The sequence below is a fragment of the Bifidobacterium sp. MSTE12 genome, from assembly GCF_000513015.1.
Classification (GTDB): Bacteria; Actinomycetota; Actinomycetes; order Actinomycetales; family Bifidobacteriaceae; genus Bifidobacterium; species Bifidobacterium dentium.
The window spans coordinates 1-23650 of sequence record NZ_AZYA01000013.1 but is presented as its reverse complement, the minus strand read 5'-3'; the positions used below and the strand labels follow the sequence as shown (position 1 = coordinate 23650).

Below are 23650 nucleotides of genomic sequence, written 5' to 3'. Positions count from 1 at the left end.
ACATGACATTGTAGCCAGTCATTGTGGTAAATCGACGAATCCGGCGTCCTTAAGATAATTTTTACCGACGCTCATATCGTACTGGATAAGCAAATAGTCGTGCAGTAGCGACTGCGCCTCTTGTGAAAGAGATTTTTTGTCGATGCGGTTTCCGGATACGTCAAGGTATACGGGTTCATCGGAACTGCCGCTTCCCGAAGCCGGAACCGAAATGGCAGGAACTGCTTGATGCATTTCAGTGAGGAATGCCAGATAGGGGCTGACTTTGGCATTCATGTGCAGAGCCAGCTGAGCGGAAAAATAATTTGACGATGTATAGGCCGAGGTCTGGTCGTCCAGTTTGGTGTTTGCCGACGTGGAAGCGTCGTTTGACCAAATGAAGTAATCCGTTTCGTGTAGTCCTAGAATATTATTCTGATCAGAATATGCGGTTGAATAGATACCTGGGAGATGATCTCCGTAAAAAATTACGGTGATGGGCTTGTCTAGGGCATTGAGACTATCGAGAAAATCCTTGGTGGCTTGGTCAGTGTAATTGATCCCCTTGGTGTATGTCTCGATATTGCTTCTCTCGGTATCCTGTAGGTTTTCGGAGGTGTCGAGTTCTTTAAACTGATTATCGTTGTAGAAATCTTCGAAAGGCATATGGTTCTGCATGGTGACCACTTGGAAGAACTTATTGCCTTTTGCTTTGGACACTTGACTCAAAACGTCGTTGTAGAACGATTGGTCGGAGGCATACCATGCGGAGTCGATGGGGGACAGGTCGGTGAGCTGAGGTGTCCCATCGGTGGCATAGAACTTCGAAAATCCGAATTTTTTGTAGTTCAGGTCACGGAAGTACATATTACGGTTATAGGCATGAAGCGCTACGGATGAGTCATCGCCATTATTCTTATTCCAATACTGGTTCAGCGTCGGCGTCCATTTCAGAGATGGCACGAGTTGCTGATAGGCGACGGACAGTGTCGAGCTGTAGTTCGCCGTGGAAAGGCCGGTAAGGGCTTGATACTCGATGTTCGCAGTGCCTCCGCCGTAGCCGGGGGAGAGCATCAGACCGGAAGTCGTCTCATTCTTGAGCTGACGTATGTAGGGCATCGGATCTTCGGCGAAGCTTACACCCGGTACACGGGTCGGATCGGAGAAGGTCTCCGACAACACCATAATGACGGTGCTGTCCGTCATTGTTTCGGTGCGGTTTTGATTGATCTGCTGGGCCTGCTCGGCATACTTCTTGGCAATCTCCTCCATGGCCTGCCGAGAGTAGCCGTCAGGTTTGTCCATGGTCTTCGTGTGCGCAAGACGAAGGAAATTGACCACCGGACCATTGGCAGTGGAATCCGCCAAACCATTCCATATTTGAGGTGAGTCGGAAAGGCTTTGGGCAAAATTGGTGGACCAATACTGAGAATCACCAAATCCCCAAACGAAAGATATGACCAAAGTGGAGCTGAGTACGGCTGCAGTGATACGGGTCAAGGTACCGACGGCATTCTTGACGCTGGCAAACGGATGACGCCATGAGCAGTGAATGACCGCATTGCGTCCGTCAAGGAATTGCATGACGATGCAGGTGGCAACGAGCCATATGACACCTATGACGGCGCTGTTCACCAAGGCTCGGCTTGTTTCTGGAATGAATGAGGTTAGCTCTCCCGTGTTGCCGCCGGTGATGAAGTTCAAGTCGGCGGGGAGTATGGGTTCGTTGCGAGATTCCATCTTGATATGGTTTGCAACGGCATAGACGGTCATGACCGTGCCGAAAATGGCCGTTGATATCCAGAATCTATTCAGTATGAATATCAAAGTGATATAGAGGGCGGCGAGAATGATGAGGTTCAGTAAAAACTGATATTGCCTATCAAACCACATCTGGCTAACGAAATGCAGTAGCTGCCCGGCGACGCTGTTCGCTTGCCTGGTAGCTTCATCGACTTCTTCCCCCGGTGCATATTCAGGCTCGGAATACATGCCCCATTGGATGAACAGGACTTCGAATGTGGTAAGCGCAGTGAAAATAATCGCATAGAACGAGTAGGAGAAACGATGGCGTTTCTGCCAGAGCGTATGGGTCGTCTTAGCGGCCTTGATAATGGTTTGGACGGTCCTGCGTTGGGTAAAGGTATGCCAGGCATTACGGATTGAAGCCGCCCTGACACGAATGGCATGACTCGCTGTCTTAACGGCTCCGACCGTGGCTTGACCTGCAGTGGATAGGACTTTCGTGATGGACCGTACTGTACGTGCGCTGTTGGAAGCGTCGGGAACATCCGCGACTCTGGTCACGGTTTTACGGCGACGATTTTCGCCGACAAATGTTCGGTATTTTTTAAAACCCTGGATATAAAGGCTATAACGTGTGGTTTGGGGGTAATCCGAAGCGCCTTTGGCCAGGACTTTACCAACAGTGGTTCCCTCTGAAAGAGAGTGAGAGGCGGATTGTGCATAGAGGCTTTTGCGAGTCTTCGGATATTCGGCATGGATTGGGTATTTCCGTGTGAAGAGTGCGGTCTTGCGACAGGATTTAAAATCTGACGGGGAGTATGTGATATTAGAGACGTCAGAAAGGCGGTGTGCTGCACTGGAGACTGGTTGTGCGGGGCGTCTCGAATACGGGAGCGCTGGAGAGTGAGGAGCTCTCAAAACATTGTGCATCGTCGCGTCCTTTAGTGCTCGATCCTTTGGGGGAATATTCCTGTCCTTGTGCCGGTGAGACATCGATATTGTAGGGGTGGACTCTGGACGAGTAAGTGTCTGGCGGGTTGCTTAAAGGTGTCTGGGAAGGAACGGTGATTGAGGGGCATCTGACGGATATTCGTTGTGTTGACAATTAGACCTTCAAGGTCAGTAGGGGGTAAGGTGGTGCGGTAGTATATCTAGATTCTGTCATCGAGCGACCAGCATAAACGGCTCTTTACCAGCACCCCGGTGAAGAGCCGTTTTCGCTATGTTCAGGGTTCGCCTGAAATGTCCGGATTACTCGGCGGTTTCGCGCTTGTACTGCACGAACATCTTGACGGCGTAGGCAAGGCCGCTCAGCGCGAGGATGATCGCACAGGCAACGGAGATGCCGATACCGGTCTGCGCCAACTGGCTGTACTCCGACTTGGTCACGGCACCGGAGGCCGCGCTGGTCTGATTCGCGGATGACGCGCTCGCGGTGGCATCGGACTTGGCCGTGCCGCCGTTGCCGGTGGCGGAGCCGCTGCCGGCAACCGTCTGAACCGACGTGCCGTTACCTGCGGCGGAGTCGGTACCGGAGGTGACATCGGTTCCGGATGCCCCATTCTGCGTATCCTTCAGCGCCTGAATGAACGACTTGTGCCATTCCTGGCGTGCGGCGACGAGCGAATCATGCTGGGTTTTCAATGCGGCGTGATCTTCCTGCAGATCGGTATGCAGCTGGTTGAGATGGGCCTGCGTATCCTGCGCATCCTGATGCAGGGTATCGTGCACCTCCTGACCGCGTTTGGAGGCGCCATCGAGCGCGGTCTTGATGTCTTCGCGATCTTCCTGGTAGTTCTTCCAAGCCTGCTCGCTGTACTGGCGCAACGCATCGGCGTCATCATGCGCATTCTGATGCAATTGCTCGGCATGTTGCTTGGCGGTGTCGAGGTCGGTCTTGAGCTGCTGGTCGGTCTGATGCACATGCTGCAACGTGTCGCAGAGCCTGTCCGTGTCGCAGGTGGTCATGTTCGGGCCGATTTCCGTGGTCGCTCCGGAGGTGCCGGTTTCGTCTGCCATGGCTGCGGACGGCAGCGAAACCATGCCGATTGTCAGCATGCCCGCGACTGCGATTGCTGCGATGCTTTTCTTCATTGGTGCCTCTCTATACGGTTACGGACCTGTTCGCGCACAACAAACGGCGCAATGCTCCCCTTGCGACATACTAGGAGCATTTTCCTCGCCGCAAAACCGATGGGAGTGCGGCAAATGACTAATTACGGACTAATTGCGCACCGCGACCGTGAACGGGCTGGCCGGGAGGGTGTCGCCGTTGTAGAGGATGCTCGAGCAGTCGGGATTGCCGCTCCACAGATAGCGCACCTGCGTCATGTCGGCCATGGCTGCCGTGGTGGAGGTGAGCGACACCTGATTGCCTTTGATCGTGGCCGTGGCCGACGTCCAGTTGCCGCTGTTGTCGGCCACTTCGAAGCCTTGCAGTGCATCGCCGGTGGGGGAGGCCACGTTCGCAATGCCGTCCAGTGGTGTGGCATTCGGGGTTTTGGTATAGTCCGGCGCACTCGCCGTGGCGCTTTTCGAATAGTTCGGCTTCATGGATCGCAGTTTGTCGGCAGTGCCGTCTTTGAACGACAGTGTGATCGCGGACTTGTCGGCGCTGCGCGTCGCCGATTCGATAATCGGCCCGGACGGCACGCTCTCGCCGGCGACCATGGCCTCGTACTGTGCGGCCATGCGTGCGCCGAGAATGTCTTTGCCGAGCGGATGGATCACCTTCGACGTGCCTTTGTCGGTGTCGATGGAGACCGTCATGGCCACGTTCGTGCTGTTGCGCAGATTCGCGTTGTCAAGCGTGCGCAGCTGCCCCTGACGTACGTTCTGCATGTACTGGTAGCCTGACCATCGCGCAAGTTGCACATACAGGAATGGCAGGGTGCTTTCGCCGAACACCTTGCGATACTGGTTGATCAGCGCGGTCATCTGCGATTCGTTGTCCAGGGAGGTGCTGAGCGTCGAGGCGTCATTGCAGCCTTGATACCACAGCACGCCCGCCACGCGGAAGCCGGTCAGCGGCGCGATGTGGTTCGCGTAGATGTCGCCGCCCTGTACGTGGCGGCTGATTGCGGTACCACCCCATGAGGTCTGGATGATGCCGATCGGTATGTTGGTTCTTTTGGCGCGCAACTGCATTGCGAACTGCTGTGCCAGGTAACTGAGATGTTGCGAATTGGTGCTATCCGCAGTAAGCCAGCCGGAGGTCTTGTTGGCGTCGATCAGCGGGAAGTCGGTGTTGTCGACGCTATGCTCGGCCACCACGAAATGCACGTTCGCATCGGTGAGCAGTTTCGGCAGATCGCCACGCGAGATGAGTCCGCCGCCCCAATTCCAGTTGGAGTCGCCTCCGGACGAGTAGTACTGCGTGTAGTTGAGTTCCATATTCGACTGTCCGGCCGCTACGAACACGTCTCCCACATACACTTTCGCCAGGCTGAACACGGTCTTGCCGTTGTATGCGATGGTGAGACGGTATGGTTTGAGCCCGCCCTGCAACGATTTCATCGTGCATGTGAACGCCCCGCTGTTCCTGACGTTCACGGTCGCGTTCACGGTCGTCTTGCCCCGCGTGAGCGTTGCGGACAGTTTGGACTGGTCGATGGCGTTGCCGCCGGCGTCACCGCTTGTGGCGGTGGCCGTGCCTTGGATGACCAGCGGCTTGCCGCGCTGGAAGACCATGTTTTCGGCATAGTATGACGGCAGGGTCACGGATATGTGCTGTGCTTGGGAAGTCGCGGATGAAGATTGAGCGGCACCTTTCGCCGAATGCATCGCGGAGCCATTCCCCCACTTCGGCATGCAGCCTACGATGATCGCCATAATTACCATAGTCGTGAGCACGGCCGCGATCGTTCCTCGAATCAGCCTCTTTCGGTTCATATGGGTTCCTTTTACCTTCACCAGCCATTTTCTTGTATCAGAGCATACTTTGAAACACCATAGTCGGTGCGGATCGTGCAGGGAAATATGAGACCGGTTGATTTTCGTTGTCCTGAACGGAAACATTCGTGATATGCGGGCAATTTGTTTCCCTCTAGACATATCAGATATGATTCCGCATATGCGACATTTTTTCCGTGTGGAACTTGAGGATGAATGGAAACTTCAGCAATTAAGTGAGCGCCTTCGTCGATTGGTCTATGGCGCAATGGACTACAATTCACTGATTCAGCCCAAGCGGAAACTCATATATAAGCTGTATATGGGGGAGAAGTGGCAGTATCCGAAGCTTACCGATCTCACCACATTGGATGGTACGCTTACCGAGCGGATGGATTTGGTGTCTTTCATGACGGTGACGGCGACTTCCACCTCGGAGGCGCAGACGAATTTCTCGCCTCACTATTTCGATAGTGACGATCGACAGGTCGTGGACCGTGGTGTGCGGCATATTCTGCTCACTCCGGATGAGGCTACGGACAAGGATGTGGAATTAAATCGTCCTGAAGGCCGCAGATTAGTAAAATTATATAAATCTTTTGAAGAAGCAGCTCCGAATTACTTCGATATATTTCGAGAGGGCGAACGCATATGGTGCGAACGGATTGGCAGAAGGCCTGTTGGTAAGGCGCTTTCTCGTACGGCGGAAGCTGCCAATGACAATGACGACAACGTGCATCCTTGGGTGGAGATCACGCCCGGTCATGCCGCTGTGAACGCACCTCGAGCGATCATAGTCGCCATGCACTGGTTCCAAGCGGGCGGTGCCGAACGTTGGGCATTGGAAACCGTAAAGTTGGTGAGGGAGGCGGGGTTCCTGCCTATCATCGTTACCGATTGTGATGGACACCAACCATGGATTACCAATCCCGTATTTGATGATGCGCTTTTATTGCCGATGACCCTACCGCTGCAGGAGCGTCCCGGTGACTCCCCCTTATTGCGTGCTCTCTTCGAGCAATTTAATATTCCAGGCATTCTGATTCACCATTGCCAATGGATGTACGACAATCTTTGGTGGGTTAAGTCACATTTCCCGCAAACTCAGGTGATCGACTCGCTGCATATCGTGGAATACTATTTCCGTGGCGGTTATCCGAAAGAATCCGTGGCCCATGACGAGTGGATTGACCTTCATCATGTTATCTCCCCTCAACTTAAGCATTGGATGGTTGACTACCACCATGTTGCCCCTGTAAAAGTGGTGGATGCACCTTTGATAGGTCTGACAGCGGATGCGAAAGCTTCGAAGTTCAAGAGCCGGGATAAGTCCAAGCCGTTTACTGTTGCCTATGTGGGACGTGTGGTTCGGCAGAAGAGGCCAGACGCGTTCATCCTCGCCGCAAAAGCGGTGAATGATGCCTATCCTGGCGAATTCCGTTTCATTATGCAGGGCAGCGGCAATATGGATGCTTTTGCGGACAGGCTGCTGAAACGTTACGGTTTGGAAAATGTAGTGGAGCGTCGGGGCATGGGCGTGCCTGTGGCACAGACCTATCAGGAGACCGATGCGTTGCTGATTTCATCCGTTAATGAAGGCATTACTCTTACCAGCATTGAGGCAATCAGTGCCGGCATACCGGTGCTTTCCGCAAATGTGGGTTCACAGGAAACGCTGATTCCGCCTCAGGGACTGTGCCGTCGCATGACTCCGCAATTCGTACGCGATACGAAATCCATACTGTCCCATATCGTCAATAACGAAGAGAATCGTAGGAAACTGTGGGAGAGTGAGCTTGCACGGCTGCAAAAATTCTCGCAGATGGAATCCGCGGATGCATACTTCAAGAAGATGCTGAAGGAGTGGCACGACCAATGACAGAAGCAAGGAAAGTGGCGGCTGTCGTCGTTACCTATAACCGACTTGACAAGCTGAAGACGGTTCTGTCTTCCCTTGAGACGCAGACTCAATTACCTGCACAACTCATCATTGTCAACAATGCTGCGACCGATGGTACCGCGGATTATCTGCAGGAGTATGCAAGGTCGTTCTCGCTTGCCGATGTTGTGCAGCTCGATATCGTTACCTTGGAGAAGAACGAAGGTGGTGCGGGTGGTTTTTCCGCAGGCATGCGTCGTGCCTATGAGTTGGGTGCGGATTTTACTTGGATCTTCGACGATGACGGTTATCCGGAACCGAGCGCCTTGGAAAAACTCATCGAGGGCTATGATAGCGCGGTCTCTGAGCTTGGCCCAGATGTACCGTTCGCTTGCTCCATGGTGAAATATATCGATGGCACCATTTCTGAGATGAATAATCCGATTCCTACATGGGATTGGGGACGTCTGAAAGCCAAAGGGCTCGATTTGATCATGGTGACTAGATGCTCATTCGTCTCCGTACTGATTCCACGCTGGGTCATGGAGAACTTCGGACTGCCCTATAAGGAATATTTTATTTGGTTCGATGATGCGGAGTACACTCTGCGTATCACGCGCGCCTGCCCGGGCGTACAGGTACTTAGCAGTGTGGTACTGCATGATATGGGTGCCAATAAAGGTGTCAATTTCACCATGATCAACGAAAAGAATGAATGGAAGTTCTCATACGGCATACGTAACGAGGCTTCGTACCATCTGCATCACGAAGGCGTTGCCAAATATCTGATATTTTGCGCAACCGTATGCCGTACCATGCATCGTGGCAACGTAGCTGGACCGTTGCGCCGTAAAATGTACAGGAAGATGCTGGAGGCATGGTCCTTCAATCCGAAAATCGACTATCCTCAGAAGTGCCCGATAAACCGATAGGGAAGTTCGTAACCCATGCGATTCAACGTTACTGCCGTGGTGGTGTCTTATAACCGTGAACAATTGCTGGGCGAATGTCTTGACGGCCTTGCGGTCCAGACCCGTCCGGCCGACCGCGTGATCGTGGTCGACAACGCCAGCACCGACCATGCGCTCCAGGTGGCGCACGAACATCCGATCGACGCCGATGTGATTGCCCTGCCGCGTAATGTCGGCGGAGCCGGTGGATTCTGCGCGGGCATAGCCGAAGCGGTCGACCCGAAAGCCGTCGCCGCCGATCATGGCACCGCCCACTACGTGTGGATCATGGACGATGACACCATACCGACGCCCACCGCACTGGAGAACCTGCTCCAAGCGGCTCAGGAGTCACTGGACGTGAATCACGCCCTACCCACCATACTTGGGTCCAAAGCACTGTGGGTCGACGGCCGTGAGCACCTGATGAACAAGCCGCGGCCGCGCACATGGGTGCGCAAGGGCGCGAAAACGCTTGACGGCATGGCGGGGGAGGGCGCCTACCAGGCACGTTCGCTGTCGTTCGTCTCCTGCCTGATCAACGCCGGTGCGATCGTGGGACTCAACAAGCTGCCACGCAGCGCCTATTTTCTGTGGAATGACGACTTCGAATTCACCACGGCCCTGCTCAAGCATGGCATCGGCTACTACGTGCCCGCCAGTGAGGTGGTGCACAAGACCAAGGTGTTCGGTTCCAGCGACGCCGATCCGGGCCAACGCTTCTACAATGAGGTGCGCAACAAACTATGGCTGTTCCGCCTGTCCCGCAGCAACTTTACGGCGGTGGAACTCGCCGAATTCCTGTTGAAAACCGCCCGTCGCTGGGCGCTCACCTATCTGCGTTCCGGCAACAGGGAGGTAATCGTCGACTGCTTCAAACGCGGCTGGCATGACGGCTGGCATACCGATCCGCAAACCAACGCCGAACTATTCGCCGACGTGCCGCGGATCGCGCGGCGCATCACGGCAATCGAAGGCTGAACATTACAGAATGTCTACTTGCGATCACCGGTCAACCTGTTGCGTACGGCGACCAGCAGGTGATAGCAGGATTTTCTGAAGCCGGTCGGCAGCAGCCGGTAGACGGCTCGCACCAGCACATTGCGCAGGAACTGCGGAAGACTCACGAAGCCGTCGTGCAGGAACTTCAGCTGCAATTGCAGTTCGTCACGGAACATGCCCAAACCTCCACGACGCTGGTATGCGCCGGCGTCCACGCGGTACAGCACTAACGCCTCCGGTACGTTGTAGAAGCGAGCATGGCGCAGCATGAGTTGCTCCCACAGCATGTAATCCTCGAAACGGCCGACATGCTCCGGATATCCGCCGGCGGCCAGCACCACGGACTTGCGGAACACCACACTCGGGTGGTGCAATGGCGACTGCATGCGGGCGAAACGTTCCAATGCCGCGCCTTCACGGGGGAGCGTACGCACCTGACCGTTACGATTTTCTCCGCCTGAGAACTCCTGAATGGCACTGCCGGCAATATCGATGGCCGGCGCACGGTCGGCGGCGAACAACGGCATCATCGTAGCGAAACGTTCAGGCAAGGAGATGTCATCGCTATCGGCACGGGCCACCACATCGTAACGACACCGCCGCAAACCTTCATTCAACGCATGCGCAAGACCCTGATTGACTTCCAGCGGTACCACGGTCACTTCAGGGCGAGGCCTCGAGGAGACGCCGGAACGGCTGAACCAATCGGCAACGGTTTCGGGCAATCCCTGCAGGAATCGTGCGATATCATCCGGCACCCGACCATCCCGTATGATCACGATCTGCGTAGGCGGCAGCGACTGCTCGACCGTGGCGGAGGCAATCGCCCTCTCGACCTGTGGCAGCGAATCATTGGCATACACTGACATAAGCAGGGAGAACTGCGGAAGCTGGTCATGCTGTTGAATGGTCACTACGCTATCGTAAATCATGACCGTGAAGTTGCATGAAGGAGCTTGAATGGCTGCAAACGAGACGAGTCGGGTGCAAAGCATCGACGTGCTGCGCACGCTGGCCTTGCTCTGCGTACTGAGCATCCATTCGCTACGCGCCGCCATCGCGCAGGTCAACGGCCAAGACCTGTCCGGTCTCACCGGCAACCAGATCGCCGCCTCCTGCGCCATAGGACTATCCACGCTGGGCGTACCGCTGTTCCTGATGATCAGCGGCTACCTGCTGTTGGACCGTGACTATACGAAAGAGCGGACCCTCACCTTCTTCAAACGCAATCTGCTGCCGCTGATCGTCTCATATGAGATATTCGATCTTGCGCTCGCGGTAGTGCAATACATTGGCGCTGGCGGCGTGACCGTTGCCGACTATGTGAAATCGGCGCTGTTCATAGGACCTGCGCCAATGGGCCATCTCTGGTACATGCAGGCCATCGTAGGCGCGTACCTGCTAGTACCGTTGCTGGCGTTGCTGCTGCACGCCGTTCGGGAACGTGGCTTGGAACCGTATGCCTATGCGGTACTGGCCTGCCTGTTCGTGTGCTACTCGGTGTTGCCGAGCGTGAATCAGATTATGGCATTGCAAGGCAATGCGTTCCGGGTCGTCAGCGCTTTGGATATGTTCGGCATTACGGAACCGCGATTCCTGCTCTATATGGTGTTCGGCTACATGGTGCGTCAAGGCTTCGGCATGCGAACCGCACCGGTTGCGGTGTATGCGGGTATGGTGGCGGCGCTCGCGGTATTGTGCGTTTCCGCCGCATGGTCGAATCTGCATGCAGATGGTTTCCAGTCCAGTCTGGCGTTCACACCGGTGGTGTTGGGTGGGTGCATGCTGTTCCTTGCCGTGGTACGGGCGTTGCGCGGTAGGCGTATTCCGAATGCCCTGTACCGGCCTGTGCGCAGTGTGGCCGTATGTTCGTATGGCATGTATGTGTTGCATTACCCCGTAGTGCTGTTCATGAAGTATGCGCCACTGCCTGTGCATGGATGGGCGCTGTATGCGTGCATCATGGCCGTTGCGTTTATCATCTCGTACGCAGTGGTATGGTTGGCGTCTCGATACCCCCTTGCCGCTAAATGGCTGTTTCTGATGAAGTGACCCGATTCCCTCGGCGTGGGGCTATGTGGAGAACTTGGTCTTCAATAGCGGATATCGTTATTTCAAGCGGTGACGTAAATGTAATGTCACATGGCGATAGGGTGTTGTTAACGGCTTTTGAAATAGGGAATTCAAGCCGTATGAGAGATCGTAAGTAGACGAATCGGAGTTGTCGACTATGAAACATAACGCAATCCATGCCACGGCACGGTCTAGCCAGCGTAAGAAGTGGCCATGGGTGCTGCTGGGGGTCTTCGTGTCGTTCGTCGTACTGGGTGCGGTATGCGGTATGGCCGGCTACAAGCTTTACAAACAGGCACTGCAGGTCAAGGACCATGAGGTTGCCGCCGTGGAAACGATGAAGCCGTTCGAGGATATTACGAATACGACGGATTCGAACACACTGCAGAGAGCAATCAAGTCGATGCGGCAGCATACCGGCGCCGCTCGTACCATCGCGCATGGCGGTTTGTGGAAGCTGGCGGCCATGGTGCCGGTGTGTGGCGATGACATCCGCACCGTGCAGGGCATGACGGAAGTGGTGGATGACCTTGCTTCGAAGACGTTACCAAAGGTTTCCGATATGTTGACCGCGGTGACGAATGCTGATTTGAGTGCCGGTGACAATCAAGTCAACATACAACCGATATTGGATATCAAGAACGCCATGAATACGGTGAATACGCAAGTTCAGCAGCAGTATAAGAAGATGGAAAACCTGCCGACCCCGCATATCGGGTTGGTGAGGAATGCGTATAATCAGGCGCTGGATCAGTTCGCTGATATTGCCGCTAAATTGAATCAGGGCAACGAGATATTTTCCGTTCTACCGAATCTCCTGGGCCAGGATGGTCAGCGTACTTATCTGGTCTTTGCGGCCACTACTTCGGAATCCCGTTCTTCGGGCGGTCTGGGTGGCTCACTGGGCAGCATGACCACCAATAACGGTTCGTTCCAGATGGGCGACTTCTACCCGAATACCGAGTTCGAAGGTGCGGATTCAGAGGTCTATACGGATTCCGATAAGGCGTTTTTCCCGTTGTCCTTCGATATTCGAGATCAGGAGGTGGACCCGGACTTCAATAACGTGGCGAAGAACATTGCCACCATTTGGCAGCGGTCCAGCCACTCCACCAATGTGGATGGCGTGATGTCCATCGATCCGGTGTTCATCCAGGCACTGGTGAAGCTGAATGGTAACGTGCAGATTCCAGACGGTCCGCTGCTGACCGGTGACAATACCGCCCAGTTCCTGCTTAACGACATCTACAAGGATGTGGACACCGCTTACCAGGATGAGTACTTCCAATATGTGGCTTCCAATGTGATAGACGCTACGTTCAAGAATCTGGATGTCAGCAAGCTCATGTCCATTGCCAAGCTCGTCTCCCCAATGGCGGACGGCCGACATGTAAGCTTTGTGAGCTTCCATGAGGATGAGAACAAGGTCCTCTCCGATATAGGTCTGACGAACGGTATTCCTTCCGATGAGGAGAAGCCGGAATTCGGCATGTATTTCAACCAGCTCAACTTTTCGAAGATGGATTGGTACCTGCACCGCAATACGCGGATTACGCGCACCTCATGCAATCAAGATGGTTCCCAGACCTACCATGTAACAGTCACTTTGGAGAATGTTCTGCCCTATGAGGATTACACGAATGGCCCCGCCTACATTCTCGGTGGCGGTGATTTGCGTGGCCACAGCATCGATAAGATATTGTTCTATGCGCCTGCGGGTGGTTCCATCTCCAACCTTACCGTAGGTGGCAGTGCCCAGATTGATAACCCAAAGCGGGGCGATTTCAAGGGCAATAGCATGATCTATACCGTTGCGAACATTGCCTACGGACAGAATGCGACGTTCGACTTCGACGTGACCACCTCTCCGAAGGCCAAGGAAGATCTCAAACTTGATCAGACGCCGATGGGCTGGGTCGAAACAGGTGTTGACTATGGGAAACCATCCTGCGAGATTAAGAAGTAGACTCCGCTATACGGTTCTGCGATTAACGGCTGACGTGAGCTTGTTCACAGTTATGCCAGGGAATCATGGCGGAGACCGGCTCCAACTGCAGAGCCTGGGCGGGCTTTAAGCCATTGGAAGAAGTTTGCCGGGTGTCTGGCTGTGGCATTGGCCTATGCCGCCATTGGCGGCGACGGTGCCGCCAATAACTGGTGCATCCATCAGACCATCTTCCGTACGTTCCGCGGTAGGACGATTGCGGTTGGAAGGTCGTCAGCGGAAGGCGGCTATTTGGCGGAATCGAGCTTCATTTCCTGTGAGGCGAGAACGGCCTTGACCGCGGAATCAAGCTCATTGGTGATATTGCGCAGGTTGTCGGCGTAGTCTTTGATGTCGTTGGTGGCCTTGGTGAAATCATCCGCATTGCCCTTGGCTGGGCAGGTCGGCGCATCGTCGACGGCGTCAGCAAGCTTCATCGCATCCTTGAGCGTTTCCAATGTGGAACCGTTCGCAACATCGTCGACCGTCAGTTTTGCGGCTTGTTTGGCTTCGGACTGCGCCTCTTTGAAGCTGTCTTGATGCACGGTCAGCGTCTTCGCGTTCAACTTGCAGGTGTCGCTGGCGGCTTGCGTCAGTTCTCGCTGATTGCCGATGATGATGGTCACGGCGACGGTTAATATGATCGCGATAACCGCCACTATGGCGATTGCGGCAATCACGCGCCTTGATTTGGCATTGCTTTTTTCGATCTTCACAGTTTCTTTCCCTCTATCTTGTTGCTTGTGAATTCCAACGAGACTTGATGAGCATACAAAAAATCCATGAGAAAATCGCTTACTGAGAAAATGACTTCGTGTTTTTCCTCTGTGAGAGGAATAGTTGCGGCATGTGACTTCGCGAAGAGGTTTGCATGGTTCGGGTGGCGCTACGGGCCGCCGTGTCCGATCGGTACGGTGCCATGCCGACGTACGGTACGCAAGTGAATATCGGCACAGCGCGTTGCGGTCCATGATGATTTTATGCTAGAAGGAACGATGTTCTAAGGGGGCTGTATGGCACGGCGTGCAACGCTGAAAGACGTGGCGCGGGCGGCGGGAGTGTCGGTGACCACCGTGTCGCTGGTGCTTAACGGACGTCCGGCACGCGTGTCGAAGGAGAAGCGCGAGCTTATCGCCAAGGCGGCCAAAGAACTGCATTACGTGCCTAACCAGAGTGCGCGCAGCCTGGTGACCAAACAGTCGAAACTCGTGGCGCTGATCGTGCCCGACATCGAAAACCTGTTTTTCGCCGCACTGTCGAAATGCGTGGAAGATGAGTGCGCCGCACAGGGCTATTCGTTGATTGTGGCTAATTCCGACGATTCGCGTGCCACCGAACATGATCTGATGGTCCGACTTGCCTCCCGAGGTGTCGACGGCATGATGCTGATTCCCGCGCGCGAGTCCTGTGCCGCCGAAGACGAGCTGCGAGCCGACGTGGAGCAGGTGGCCTGTCCGGTGGTGCTCATCGACCGCCTCGTACAGAACGGCTGGTGCGATGCCGTCGGATTCGACAACTATGTGGGCGGCCGTCTCGCCGCACGGTACCTGTTGGAAGGCGGGCACCGTCATATCGGCATCGTGACGGGCGATGTCGCGGAATCGAGCGCGCTTGATCGCAAACGTGGTTTCGTGGATGCCATCGAACAGGCGGGGGAGCGTTTCGATCCCGCACTGTGCGTTGCGGGTGACTACCGTTTCGACAGCGGATATCATGCTGCCGATCGAATTATCGACGGCGGTGCCACGGCAGTGTTCTGCTGCAACGATGTGATGGCCTTGGGATTCCGCCAGCGCCTTGCCGAGCGTGGACTGCAGGTGACGCAGGACATGCAGGTGATCGGCTACGACAATATCCTCAAGAGATTCGGCCTTGGCCTGCACATGACCACCGTCGAGCAAAGCGTCACCGATCTGGCGGAAGCCTGTTGGCGGATGCTCTCCGTCCGCATCGACGCCGCGATTGGCCGCACCGGCGCAAAAGACGGGAATGATTCCGACTCCGTGAGTGCTGAAGACGGAGGCGAACGCCCTTGGCTGCGCCATCCGCGAGTCCAGCTGCTCACTCCGAAACTGGTTCAGGCCGCCTGCGCCTAGACGCATAGCTCCTTCCTTCCGGCGGATTGCGCCATCCTGTAGGCGTCGACGCCGAAATCGTGACAGATGAGGCTGGTTCCAGCGGTGGGACAAACAGCGACACGCAGATATGTGAGTGTTTTGACTCTCTTGATAAAACGCTTTATCATGAATCCAACAGCAAATCGAGAATGTACTCGCTGCTTTTTATGCAACAAAGCTGACGACAATGGGACGTGTGGTGGCGGACCGTCGTCAGTCCGTCAATGAGGAAAGGCATAACCATGAAAAAACTGATTCTGGATTTGGATACCGGTGTTGACGACGCTCTGGCCATCTCCTACGCCTTAGGAAGCCCGGAGATCGAACTCATCGGCATCACCGGCACCTACGGCAACGTGCTCGTCGAACAGGGCGTTCGCAACGCTCTGGCCGTAACCGACCTGCTCGGACATCCGGAAGTCAAGGTCTACCAAGGACTGCCGCACTCCAGCACCACCGACCATTTCGACGTACTGCCGATCTCTGCGTTCATCCACGGCGAAAACGGCATCGGCGACGTGACCATTCCCGACTCCAACCGCTCCGTCGAAACCGAATCCGCAGTCGACTTCATCATCGACGCCGTCAAAACGTACGGCAAGGACCTCGTCTACGTACCTACCGGTCCGATGACCAACATCGCGGCCGCACTCGACAAGGCGCCGGAAATCAAGGATGAAATCGGCGAAATCGTACTTATGGGCGGTGCTCTGACCGTTCCAGGCAACGTGAACGCGTGGACCGAAGCCAATATTTCACAGGATCCAGACGCAGCCGACCGTCTGTTCCGTTCCGGCGCACCCGTGACCATGATCGGCCTCGACGTGACCCTGCAAACCCTGCTCACCTACAAGGAAACCCAGCAGTGGCGTGAGCTCGGCACCAAGGCCGGTACGTTCCTGGCCGACATGACCGACTACTACATCAAGGCCTACGAGACCACCGCACCGCATCTTGGCGGTTGCGGCCTGCATGATCCGCTCGCCGTGGGCGTGGCGGTCGATCCGACGCTCGTGACCATGCTCGACATCAACATGAAGGTCGATGTGGACGGCCCGACCCGTGGCCGTACCATCGGCGACGAAACCAGACTCAACGATGCGAACAAGACCATGAAGGTGGCCGTGGGCGTGGATGTGCCGAGGTTCCTGAACGAGTTCATGACGCGTATTTCCGGGCTTGCCAAGGGCGCGAAATAAGGTTGCGCGCCCTAGATTGCGCGTTCCGTTTCCCTATTGAATGTGAAATTTGAAAGTAGTCGATCATATGACTCATAACAATGCAAACGCATCCGCCGATCCGTTCGACGATCCGGTCACCAGCAACAAGATGGCCATCCGTGCCCTGATTCCGCTGCTCATCACCTTCGTACTCGGCACCCTGTGCCTGCAGGGCTTCAACCTTGTGTTCCAGCAGGTCGGCGCCGATGTTGGCGCGCCGAACCAAGCCTCCCTGATCACCGCGTTCCCGAGCATCGTGCTTGGCATCGTGTGCTTCATCTACGGTTCTCTGGGTGACTTCGTCTCCCTGCGTCGCCTCGTGACGGTCGGTCTTATCACCCTGTTCGTGGGGTCGCTGTTCGGCTTCATCGCCAACTTCTTCTTTGCCGCCAATCTGTGGACCGTCATCATCGCACGAGTGCTGCAGACCGCCGGCGAACAGGTGGCGGGCTCCGCCTTCCTGGTGGTCGCGACCAAATATCTGCGCAATGATCTGAAGGTGATTTTCTTCGGCCTGTTCACCGCCGCATATCAGCTGTCCGCATCCATCGGCGTGTTTGCGGCGGGTATGTTGAGCTCCATCGCATGGCAGTATCTGTTCCTGATTCCGGCGGTGACCATTCTGTTCCTGCCGATCCTGCTCAAGACCCTGCCGGCCAAGAGCGGCAACGGCCAGAAGGTCGACGCGCTCGGCTTCGTGATCTTCGGCTTCGCAACCGCGTTCCTGACCCTGTTCTTCTCGTACATGGCATGGTGGATGCTCGTGGTGTCCGTACTGTTGTACGCGGCGTTCGGCGTGTACATCAACAAGGCCTCCAACCCGTTCATCACCCCGGCGTTCTTCAAGAACACCCGCTGGCTACGTGCGATCAGCCTGATCCTCGTGTTCTACTTCGTGAACTACGCACTGTCGCCCATCTTCAACGCCATCGGCACCAAGCTGTACGGTATGACCACCACGCAGGTGTCGCTATACATCGTGTGGGCGTACGTGGTCGCCGCCGTCGTGGGCACTTGCTCCGGACTCATCGTCGGTAAGATCGGCATCAGGGCGGGACTCGTGACCGCTGGTACGCTGATGTTCGTCGGATGGACGGGTGCCGCGTTCTGCGTGAATTCCGGCTTCCTGGTGCTCACCCTGTTCGCCTGCGTGTTCTACGCCGGCTGTGGTCTGATGTACTCGCCGGTCGTCTCCACCGTGCTGGGCACCATCGAAAAGGATGAGTCCGGCCGTGGCGTGGGCATGAACGATCTGGCCATGAACGTCTCGCCGTCCATCGGCATCGCCATCATCGGCAGCCTGCTCGGCTCCAACGCGATGGCCGGCTCCTCCATCGTCGGCACCACCGGCGATGCCGCAGGCTTCTCCAATCTGCTGCTTATCGGCTCCGTCACCGCGTTGCTGGGCCTAATCGTGTTCTTCGTGTTCAAGAAGAAGATCTACGAAGGCAATCATGCGCTGGAAACCGAACAGGCCGGAAAAGCCGAATAGGCCGAATAGGCCGAACAGGTCGAACAGTAAGTTTTCACGGAATGTTTCACGGACGGTGGGCGGTATCGGATGAATGAACCGCCCGCCGGTAATCTGAATCTTCGATAATTGACAATCATCGGAACACAACATTTTAAGGAGACAAGGATGGGCGCGATCGAAGTGCTCTCTGCATTGGATCGAATTCACGGCACGGTGTCGGTGATCGGCTCCATGAACGCGGACTACACCGTTACCGCGCAACGACTGCCGGGGCCGGGGGAGACCATCACCGGTGGCCCGTTGCAGCTGCTGCCGGGTGGTAAATCAGGCAATCAAGCCGCTGCGGCCGCGCGAATCGGCGCCACCGTGCAGATGTTCGGCGCGGTTGGCTCCGACAGCAATGCCGAATTCCTGCTCGGCGCTCTGGCCGAGGCCGGTGTGAACACCACGCATGTGCGCCGCGTGCTCGGTCCGAGCGGAACCACCGTAATCACCGTGGACGCGGCCGGCGAGAACACCATCGTGTATTCTCCGGGCTCCAACGCACAGGTGACCGTGGATTATGTGGAATCCGTACGCGAGGCGCTGGTGCGTTCTTCCGTGCTCGGCTTGTGCCTCGAAAGTCCGATCGAGACGGTGACCGCCGCCGCGCGCATCTGCCATGAGGCGGGTGTGAAGGTGCTGCTCAACGATTCGCCGTTCACGCCGTCGCTGCCTGCGGAACTGGTGGCAGCCTCCGACATCCTGCTCGTCAATGAGCATGAGATGGCGCAGTTGCTCGGCATTGACGAGCCTGAGGATGATGACTGGGACGCTTTCGACTGGGGCCATGTTCTGGACGAAATGCGGTCGTTCGGTTTTGATCAGGCGATCGTGACATTGGGAGGCGACGGTTCCGTGGTGCTCGATACCACCGCGGAAGAGCCGATTCAGCGCATTGCACCGGTTCGCGTGAAGGCCGTCGACACCACCGGTTGCGGCGATTCCTTCATGGGTACCGTGCTAGCCGGTCTCGCCTCCGGCATGTCACTGTCCGAGTCCGCGCAACTTGCCGCGTATGTGTCCGCCTATGCGGCCACGGGTTACGGTGCGCAGGCTTCTTATGGCAATGCCGCGCAGATTCGCGAGGCATTCGCCGAGTAGTCCGAGACGGCCGGCATCGCGGCGGTGCGGTTCGGTGAAATTGGATGTGCAAGCACGATTTGTCAAGACGGCTGTTTTGGCAAATCGTGCTTTTCATGTTCCCCTCAATGACTCCATGAGGCCGCATACTGAAGGCAATCGTAAAGTAAGAGGGTATGGATAAGTCGTCTGAGACGTGAATTGAGTCCATGCGGCACGGAATCTGAACGCACTATCTTCGAAAAGGTCTTTTTTTATCCGATCGTGCGCGGTCCAATCCGGACGGAAGGATGGCCGTCATTGCAGTATCAGGAATTTCTTGTGTGACTGTGCGCAACCTAAGTGCGCATTCGACCCGTATCTTCCTGAGACGATATGACGTTCTTGCGGTGAGGCATCTTCCCTTCTTGAGCCGGGTGACGATCGCAAATGATTCACCCTCACGGCATCCGTATCTTTGAAGACCGCGTGACGGGCCGAATCGTTTCCGCGCGGCGTGGGCACCCGCATTGTTATATTTGAGTTTGGCTTAATTTCACGCACCCGTATATTGGAAGGCGAAGCATGTCGGCGATTCTCGAAGGCACCCCGGATAAAAAACTGGCGTTGGTGACGGGTCGTGCGTACCCCGAACAAGCCGAGGAAACCGCGAAGTACCTTGGCACCCACGTGCTCGAGACCACCTCATACGATTTCGCCAACGGAGAGATGTACGTGCGCTACACCGAGCCGGTGCGCGGCGCCGACGTGTTCGTGATGCAGGCACACACCGTGCCGATCAACAAGTGGATTATGGAACAGCTCATCATGGTCGATGCGCTGAAGCGCGCTTCCGCCCGTTCCATCACCGTGGTCGCGCCGTTCCTCGGTTACTCTCGTCAGGACAAGAAGCACCAGGGGCGCGAACCCATCACCGCACGGCTTATCTTTGACCTGTTCCAGGCCGCCGGCGCTGACCGCATCATGACGGTCGACCTGCATGCCGCCCAGGAACAGGGTTTCTTCGACGGTCCGGTCGACCATCTCACCGCCATGCCGGTGCTGCTCGACTACGTGCGTAACAACATGCCATTGGAAAACACCACCATCGTGTCCCCGGACGCCGGCCGCATCAAGGTTTCCGAACAGTGGGCCGCCAAACTCGGCGGTCTGCCGCTCGCATTCATCCACAAGACCCGCGACACCACGCGTCCTAATCATGCGGTGGCGCACGGCATCATCGGAGAGGTCGAAGGGCGCGAATGCGTGGTCGTCGATGACATCATCGACACCGCCGGCACCATCTGCGAGGCCGTGCGCACTCTGCGCGAAGCCGGCGCGAAGTCGGTGACCTTGGTCGCCACGCACGGCCTGCTTTCCGGCCCGGCCGTGGAACGCCTGCGCGATTGCGGTGCCAGGGAAATCGTGCTTACGGACACCGTGCCGGTTCCGGAAGAGAAGCGTCTGCCGAACATGACCGTACTGTCTGCCGCGCCATTGCTGGCCGCCGGCATCCGTTCCGTGTTCGAATCCGGTTCGGTCTCCACGTTGCTCAATGGATTGCCTGATGATATGCGCCCACGCAATATCTATGCGTGATCTGCGTGATTCGTGAATGTACGATTCGTATAATGGAGCCTCGCCCATGCGGCGGGGCTTTTTGATTGACGGCGGACTTGGGTGCGGGCCCCTTCGCCGAGAGAGTGAACGGAAAGAACTCGTCTGGGTGTCGGGATATGCTGAACAGGTTGTCTGAATTGTATCTTTATACCTTATATATAGATGCGTGAAGGCAGTACGCATACACACTCCTGCCATGGAAAGTCCATGGCCGATAGTCCGAAGGAGGTGGGTGATGTCTGCGCATAAGTACGAACTGATGTTCATTGCCGATCCTGAGCTGGATGAGCGTGGTCTGAAGAAGCTGACCGAGCAGTATCTGGAACTCGTCACCAAGGAAGGCGGTGCCGTCGAGAACATCGACATCTGGGGCCGTCGTAAGCTTGCCTACGAAATCGCCGACAAGACCGAAGGCAACTACGTCGTGGTCAACTACTCCGCCGAGCCGGCCACCAGCGACGAACTCGATCGTCTGCTGAACCTGAACGAATCCGTCATCCGCACGAAGATTCTTCGCAAGTAAGTAATTCCAAGCTTTTCAAGCTGCATAAGTAAGTAGGTAACGTCATGGCAGGCGAAACGATTATCACCGTGGTGGGTAACCTCACGGCTGATCCTGAAATCCGTACCACTGGCAACGGCGCATCCGTGGCCAGCTTCACGATTGCCTCCACTCCGCGCACTTGGAACCGTAATTCGAACCAGTTCGAAGACGGTCAGGCCCTGTTCATGCGCTGCTCCGCGTGGCGCGACATGGCCGAGCATTGTGCGCAGAGCCTGTCGAAGGGCATGCGCGTAATCGCACAGGGTCGTCTGCAGCAGCGTTCCTACCAAGCGCAGGATGGTTCCCAGCGTACCGTCGTTGAGATGCAGGTCGATGAAATCGGCCCGTCCCTGCGTTACGCAACCGCCCAGGTTACGCGTACTTCCAGTGCCAGTGGCTATGCCGGCAATCGTGGCGGCAATGGCTTCACCGGTAACAACGGAGGCTATGCGAACAACAATGGTGGCTTCGGCGGCAACGCCGGCGGCTACCAGGGCGGTGCCGGATATTCCGGTGGCGCGGGCTATCAGGGTGGGGCCTCCGCTCCCGCCAACGCCGCACCTGCCGCAGCACCGGCTTCCGACCCGTGGGGCAACGCGGATTCCTCCGCCGCGTCCTTCGGATCTTTCGGTGCCAGCTCCTCCGAATTCGGAGGCAATGACGGCGAGCCGGAATTCTAAGCTGAAAAGCAATCCCAGATTGTAAGGAGAACATCAAGATGTCACGCAAGAGGCCGCAGCCGCCGGTCAAGCCGTTTAAGAAGAAGCCGAATCCACTGAAGGCTGCCAAGATCACCGAGATCGATTACAAGGACGTCGCCCTGCTGCGCAAGTTCATTTCCGATCGCGGTAAGATCCGCTCCCGTCGTATCACCGGTGTGACCGTGCAGGAACAGCGCAAGATCTCGAAGGCGATCAAGAACGCCCGCGAGATGGCTCTGCTGCCGTACGCCACTTCCGGCCGCTGATCTTAGAGAGGTTTGAACAATGGCTGAAACTAAGGTTATTCTTACCAAGTCCGTCGCTAACCTGGGTCACCCGGGCGATGTCGTGACCGTCAAGGCTGGTTACGCTCGTAACTACCTGCTCCCGCAGGGCCTGGGCTTCGCCTGGACCAAGGGTGCCGCCTCTCAGATCGAGGCCATGAAGCGCGCTCGTCTGGCTAAGGCCGTCGCCACCCGTGAAGAGGCCGTTGCCGCCAAGGAACTGATCGAGGGTACCACCGTCGAAATCGCTGCCAAGGTCTCCGAATCCGGCAAGCTGTTCGGTGGCATCTCCGCCGAGAAGATCGCCATTGCGCTGTCTTCCAAGGTCGAGGTCAACCCGAAGAACATCACCGTTGAGCCGATCAAGACCACCGGTGACTTCCCGGCGACCGTCGCTCTGCATCCGGAAATCACCGCTTCCTTCTTCGTGAAGGTCGTCGCTGAGTGATTTCGGTCCCATTCGCTGCGATCCGGACGAGTGTCCGACCGCGGTGAATGACTTCAGACTGCACGTCTGAGCTTAAGCATCAAGAATCCCCCTGCACCGTTGTGGCGTAGGGGGATTCTCATTAGGGTCAACACCTAATTTGTGGAGAAATTGTAATTGATGAAGTCGGGGGACCGGTAGAGGCGGTTTCATCCATGAAACTTGCGAGATTATCCGTCACGGCGAAATTGCCGATAATCACTGGAATTTCGCGGTTTTATGTCCGCGACACGCCGTGAGTTGCATTTGATTCGAATCTGAGTATATTTACTTCTCGTGCTCAGCGAGAACAAAACCTCGCCAGACCAACGCCCCTTTAGCTCAGTTGGTTAGAGCAGCTGACTCTTAATCAGCGTGTCCAGGGTTCGAATCCCTGAGGGGGCACAGCAAAACCCTTGGAATCGTTAGGTTCCAAGGGTTTCTTTGTTTTCCATTGGTCTTGGCTTGATCTTGGTGTTCACGCTTGCGGAGAGTGTTTCGGGATGTGTGCCTTCAACACTCCATCCTCGGCATGCAAACCCATCAAAGGAGCATGCGATTTGAGCATCGTTGAACATATCCTCATGACGATCTGCGCGGGTGCCGTGATGATTGGCGG

20 protein-coding genes and 1 tRNA gene are annotated in these 23650 nt (G+C 56.1%); 15 read left to right on the top strand and 6 right to left on the bottom strand.

Annotated features, from left to right (window positions below; genetic code table 11):
• Positions 1-18: 18 nt before the first annotated feature.
• The 3 genes from HMPREF1494_RS04000 to HMPREF1494_RS03990 all read right to left on the bottom strand — a co-directional run bounded on the left by HMPREF1494_RS04000 (position 19) and on the right by HMPREF1494_RS03990 (position 5616).
• The gene (locus HMPREF1494_RS04000; protein WP_034519812.1) at positions 19-2655 is read right to left on the bottom strand and encodes an LTA synthase family protein; all 2637 of its coding nucleotides are present in this window, start codon (positions 2653-2655) and stop codon (positions 19-21) included.
• Between the two features lie 321 nt (positions 2656-2976).
• Complete coding sequence (locus tag HMPREF1494_RS03995; protein WP_034519809.1) at positions 2977-3819, bottom strand: conjugal transfer protein; 843 nt, start codon at positions 3817-3819, stop codon at positions 2977-2979.
• A gap of 129 nt (positions 3820-3948) precedes the next feature.
• Positions 3949-5616 (bottom strand): sialate O-acetylesterase, encoded by a 1668-nt coding sequence (locus tag HMPREF1494_RS03990; protein WP_196336258.1) that lies wholly within the window; start codon positions 5614-5616, stop codon positions 3949-3951.
• Between the two features lie 97 nt (positions 5617-5713).
• Between HMPREF1494_RS03990 and HMPREF1494_RS03985 the strand changes: the two genes are divergently transcribed.
• From HMPREF1494_RS03985 to HMPREF1494_RS03975, 3 genes are read left to right on the top strand one after another with little or no spacing between them, the layout of a single operon-like run.
• Positions 5714-7495 carry a glycosyltransferase gene (locus HMPREF1494_RS03985; RefSeq protein ID WP_231495311.1) on the top strand — a complete coding sequence of 594 codons (1782 nt, stop codon included), beginning with the start codon at positions 5714-5716 and terminating at the stop codon, positions 7493-7495.
• A complete protein-coding gene (locus tag HMPREF1494_RS03980) occupies positions 7492-8427 on the top strand; it encodes a glycosyltransferase family 2 protein (protein ID WP_034519806.1) in 936 nt (311 codons plus the stop codon). Before HMPREF1494_RS03985 ends, HMPREF1494_RS03980 begins: the two co-directional genes overlap by 4 nt.
• 15 nt (positions 8428-8442) lie before the next feature.
• The gene (locus HMPREF1494_RS03975) at positions 8443-9426 is read left to right on the top strand and encodes a glycosyltransferase (RefSeq protein WP_034519804.1); all 984 of its coding nucleotides are present in this window, start codon (positions 8443-8445) and stop codon (positions 9424-9426) included.
• Positions 9427-9440: 14 nt separating this feature from the next.
• Here the strand turns inward: HMPREF1494_RS03975 and HMPREF1494_RS03970 are convergent, their stop codons facing one another.
• On the bottom strand, positions 9441-10379 hold the full coding sequence (locus HMPREF1494_RS03970; RefSeq protein ID WP_034519801.1) for a glycosyltransferase: 939 nt from the start codon (positions 10377-10379) through the stop codon (positions 9441-9443).
• A gap of 28 nt (positions 10380-10407) precedes the next feature.
• On the opposite strand from HMPREF1494_RS03970, the gene HMPREF1494_RS03965 reads away from it, so the two are divergent.
• Both HMPREF1494_RS03965 and HMPREF1494_RS03960 read left to right on the top strand, forming a co-directional pair.
• Complete coding sequence (locus tag HMPREF1494_RS03965; protein ID WP_034519798.1) at positions 10408-11499, top strand: acyltransferase; 1092 nt, start codon at positions 10408-10410, stop codon at positions 11497-11499.
• 178 nt (positions 11500-11677) lie between these two features.
• A complete protein-coding gene (locus tag HMPREF1494_RS03960) occupies positions 11678-13486 on the top strand; it encodes a DUF4012 domain-containing protein (RefSeq protein ID WP_034519795.1) in 1809 nt (602 codons plus the stop codon).
• A gap of 266 nt (positions 13487-13752) precedes the next feature.
• Here HMPREF1494_RS03960 and HMPREF1494_RS03955 read toward each other — a convergent pair whose 3' ends face one another.
• A complete protein-coding gene (locus HMPREF1494_RS03955; RefSeq protein ID WP_034519792.1) occupies positions 13753-14220 on the bottom strand; it encodes a hypothetical protein in 468 nt (155 codons plus the stop codon).
• 297 nt (positions 14221-14517) lie between these two features.
• Between HMPREF1494_RS03955 and HMPREF1494_RS03950 the strand changes: the two genes are divergently transcribed.
• The 10 genes from HMPREF1494_RS03950 to HMPREF1494_RS03905 all read left to right on the top strand — a co-directional run bounded on the left by HMPREF1494_RS03950 (position 14518) and on the right by HMPREF1494_RS03905 (position 23436).
• Positions 14518-15600, top strand: a complete 1083-nt coding sequence (locus tag HMPREF1494_RS03950; protein WP_034519787.1) for a LacI family DNA-binding transcriptional regulator — start codon at positions 14518-14520, stop codon at positions 15598-15600.
• Positions 15601-15863: 263 nt separating this feature from the next.
• Positions 15864-16820: a nucleoside hydrolase gene (locus tag HMPREF1494_RS03945; protein WP_003844490.1), complete on the top strand. Its 957-nt coding sequence runs from the start codon at positions 15864-15866 to the stop codon at positions 16818-16820.
• 67 nt (positions 16821-16887) lie between these two features.
• The gene (locus HMPREF1494_RS03940; protein ID WP_034519785.1) at positions 16888-18333 is read left to right on the top strand and encodes an MFS transporter; all 1446 of its coding nucleotides are present in this window, start codon (positions 16888-16890) and stop codon (positions 18331-18333) included.
• A 147-nt stretch (positions 18334-18480) separates the two neighbouring features.
• Positions 18481-19458: a ribokinase gene (locus HMPREF1494_RS03935; RefSeq protein WP_034519782.1), complete on the top strand. Its 978-nt coding sequence runs from the start codon at positions 18481-18483 to the stop codon at positions 19456-19458.
• Positions 19459-20001: 543 nt separating this feature from the next.
• Positions 20002-21015, top strand: coding sequence for a ribose-phosphate diphosphokinase (locus tag HMPREF1494_RS03930; RefSeq protein WP_003843297.1), 1014 nt, complete (start codon positions 20002-20004; stop codon positions 21013-21015).
• Positions 21016-21271: 256 nt separating this feature from the next.
• The gene (rpsF, locus tag HMPREF1494_RS03925) at positions 21272-21559 is read left to right on the top strand and encodes a 30S ribosomal protein S6 (RefSeq protein ID WP_003838587.1); all 288 of its coding nucleotides are present in this window, start codon (positions 21272-21274) and stop codon (positions 21557-21559) included.
• Positions 21560-21603: 44 nt separating this feature from the next.
• Positions 21604-22260 (top strand): single-stranded DNA-binding protein, encoded by a 657-nt coding sequence (locus HMPREF1494_RS03920; protein WP_034519778.1) that lies wholly within the window; start codon positions 21604-21606, stop codon positions 22258-22260.
• Between the two features lie 38 nt (positions 22261-22298).
• On the top strand, positions 22299-22547 hold the full coding sequence (rpsR, locus tag HMPREF1494_RS03915; RefSeq protein WP_003838589.1) for a 30S ribosomal protein S18: 249 nt from the start codon (positions 22299-22301) through the stop codon (positions 22545-22547).
• 19 nt (positions 22548-22566) lie between these two features.
• Positions 22567-23013, top strand: a complete 447-nt coding sequence (gene rplI, locus HMPREF1494_RS03910) for a 50S ribosomal protein L9 (RefSeq protein ID WP_034519776.1) — start codon at positions 22567-22569, stop codon at positions 23011-23013.
• 349 nt (positions 23014-23362) lie between these two features.
• Positions 23363-23436 (top strand) — tRNA-Lys (locus HMPREF1494_RS03905).
• A gap of 20 nt (positions 23437-23456) precedes the next feature.
• Here HMPREF1494_RS03905 and HMPREF1494_RS11665 read toward each other — a convergent pair.
• Positions 23457-23650, bottom strand: a 194-nt coding sequence (locus tag HMPREF1494_RS11665; RefSeq protein ID WP_231495310.1) for a hypothetical protein, incomplete at its 5' end; no start/stop codon positions are given.

Coding starts and splice junctions, on each gene's coding strand:
- HMPREF1494_RS03980 (WP_034519806.1), top strand. CDS start 7,492: ATGACAGAAGCAAGGAAAGTGGCGGCTGTCGTCGTTACCTATAACCGA.
- HMPREF1494_RS03995 (WP_034519809.1), bottom strand. CDS start 3,819: ATGAAGAAAAGCATCGCAGCAATCGCAGTCGCGGGCATGCTGACAATC.
- HMPREF1494_RS03930 (WP_003843297.1), top strand. CDS start 20,002: ATGTCGGCGATTCTCGAAGGCACCCCGGATAAAAAACTGGCGTTGGTG.
- HMPREF1494_RS04000 (WP_034519812.1), bottom strand. CDS start 2,655: ATGCACAATGTTTTGAGAGCTCCTCACTCTCCAGCGCTCCCGTATTCG.
- rpsF (WP_003838587.1), top strand. CDS start 21,272: ATGTCTGCGCATAAGTACGAACTGATGTTCATTGCCGATCCTGAGCTG.
- HMPREF1494_RS03940 (WP_034519785.1), top strand. CDS start 16,888: ATGACTCATAACAATGCAAACGCATCCGCCGATCCGTTCGACGATCCG.
- rplI (WP_034519776.1), top strand. CDS start 22,567: ATGGCTGAAACTAAGGTTATTCTTACCAAGTCCGTCGCTAACCTGGGT.
- HMPREF1494_RS03960 (WP_034519795.1), top strand. CDS start 11,678: ATGAAACATAACGCAATCCATGCCACGGCACGGTCTAGCCAGCGTAAG.
- HMPREF1494_RS03950 (WP_034519787.1), top strand. CDS start 14,518: ATGGCACGGCGTGCAACGCTGAAAGACGTGGCGCGGGCGGCGGGAGTG.
- HMPREF1494_RS03920 (WP_034519778.1), top strand. CDS start 21,604: ATGGCAGGCGAAACGATTATCACCGTGGTGGGTAACCTCACGGCTGAT.
- HMPREF1494_RS03965 (WP_034519798.1), top strand. CDS start 10,408: ATGGCTGCAAACGAGACGAGTCGGGTGCAAAGCATCGACGTGCTGCGC.
- rpsR (WP_003838589.1), top strand. CDS start 22,299: ATGTCACGCAAGAGGCCGCAGCCGCCGGTCAAGCCGTTTAAGAAGAAG.
- HMPREF1494_RS03935 (WP_034519782.1), top strand. CDS start 18,481: ATGGGCGCGATCGAAGTGCTCTCTGCATTGGATCGAATTCACGGCACG.
- HMPREF1494_RS03990 (WP_196336258.1), bottom strand. CDS start 5,616: ATGAACCGAAAGAGGCTGATTCGAGGAACGATCGCGGCCGTGCTCACG.
- HMPREF1494_RS03945 (WP_003844490.1), top strand. CDS start 15,864: ATGAAAAAACTGATTCTGGATTTGGATACCGGTGTTGACGACGCTCTG.
- HMPREF1494_RS03970 (WP_034519801.1), bottom strand. CDS start 10,379: ATGATTTACGATAGCGTAGTGACCATTCAACAGCATGACCAGCTTCCG.
- HMPREF1494_RS03975 (WP_034519804.1), top strand. CDS start 8,443: ATGCGATTCAACGTTACTGCCGTGGTGGTGTCTTATAACCGTGAACAA.